The sequence below is a fragment of the Pseudomonas sp. FSL R10-0056 genome (assembly GCF_009600105.1).
GTDB lineage: Bacteria > Pseudomonadota > Gammaproteobacteria > Pseudomonadales > Pseudomonadaceae > Aquipseudomonas > Aquipseudomonas bubulae.
The window spans coordinates 1-1287 of record NZ_WIWL01000057.1 but is presented as its reverse complement, the minus strand read 5'-3'; the positions used below and the strand labels follow the sequence as shown (position 1 = coordinate 1287).

Below are 1287 nucleotides of genomic sequence, written 5' to 3'. Positions count from 1 at the left end.
TGTAGAGACCGGTACATCCTTTACACATCTAACCGGGTACATCGTTTACACATTTACAGGCTTGAGACGCGTTTTGCACCGCGCTCAAGCCTGCCCAAAGGGTAGCTGCAAAGGTACAGATCCCACACATCATCAGCTACTTCCTTCAAAGCTACTTGCTCGCCTATCAGGGCTTCGCCCAAGAATATGTGCGAGCCTTTCCATTTGATCTCTCCGTTGCTTCGTACTCGTCTTACATCCACATCTTCTCCGTACTCCACCGCAGGTACGTAGCCCGGGTAAATCCTTGCCGATGAGCTGTACACTTCGGCGGGTACTTTCATGTCCAAAGCAGTGTGGGGCCTGTAGTAGTTGAAGTCGTGCACGAACTCTTCAAAGAGCAACTGTTGTCGTAGCAGGTTATCGGCCGCAGGCTTGAGTACAGCGGCTTTTAAGGTGCGGTGCATGCGTTCGTGCCGACCGTTTTGATCCGGGCGCCCAGGCTTGATCGTTTCCGGATAAATGCCGAGCCTGATAAACCATACCGACAGGCTCGATAGCCTCGCCAAGCCAGTTGAGGCGAACGGCGAGCCATTGTCGGTTCGTATAACATCAGGTATCCCATACTCCCTGAACGCCCACTCAAAGCCTTGCCGCGTGGGCTCGCCGTGAGTGCCGAGAAGACCTCTGCAAAGCAGTAGATAGCGGCTGGCGTGGTCTGTAATGGTCAGGGGGTAGCACCAACGATCGTCCTTGGTTCTGAACTGACCTTTGAAATCGGCGCACCAGGTTTGGTTGGGTTCATTGGCCTCGCGTAACTTGGCCGAGCTATGAGGGCGGGGATGAGCGCGCTTACGAGGCGATACGAGTCCAGCTTTCTTCAGCCATAACCCCGCGGTACTTGCAGCAGGCCAGACAATCTCAGGCTCTGCATTTCGCAAGCGCTGGATCAGCTGTTTCGGGCCGCGATCCAGGTGCTCGTTTTTCTTTTCGAGCAGTCTGCTGATGATCTCGTCACTCGTCTGGTGCGGGCAGTGGTACGGCTTGCGGGACAGCTCTTTGAGGCCATCAGAGCCTCGATCTGCATACCGGTTTAGCCATTTATCAACCGTGGGACGGCTGATGCCATGACGGCGACTCAACTGGCTTTTGCTGTAGTTACCGCTAAGCCAGTCGCTGATTAATTTAACTCGCTGATCCATTAGGGACTCTCGTTTCCAGGGCATGGTCAGTACCTCCTGACCATGATTAATACCTGTAAACGATGTGCCCGGTCTTAAACGTAAACGATGTACTCGGTTTCTACCC

General features: G+C 53.9%; 1 protein-coding gene. It reads right to left on the bottom strand.

The features are described 5' to 3' along the window. Positions 1-53: 53 nt before the first annotated feature. A complete protein-coding gene (locus tag GHO42_RS03345; protein ID WP_178114888.1) occupies positions 54-1205 on the bottom strand; it encodes an integrase core domain-containing protein in 1152 nt (383 codons plus the stop codon). Positions 1206-1287 lie beyond the last annotated feature (82 nt).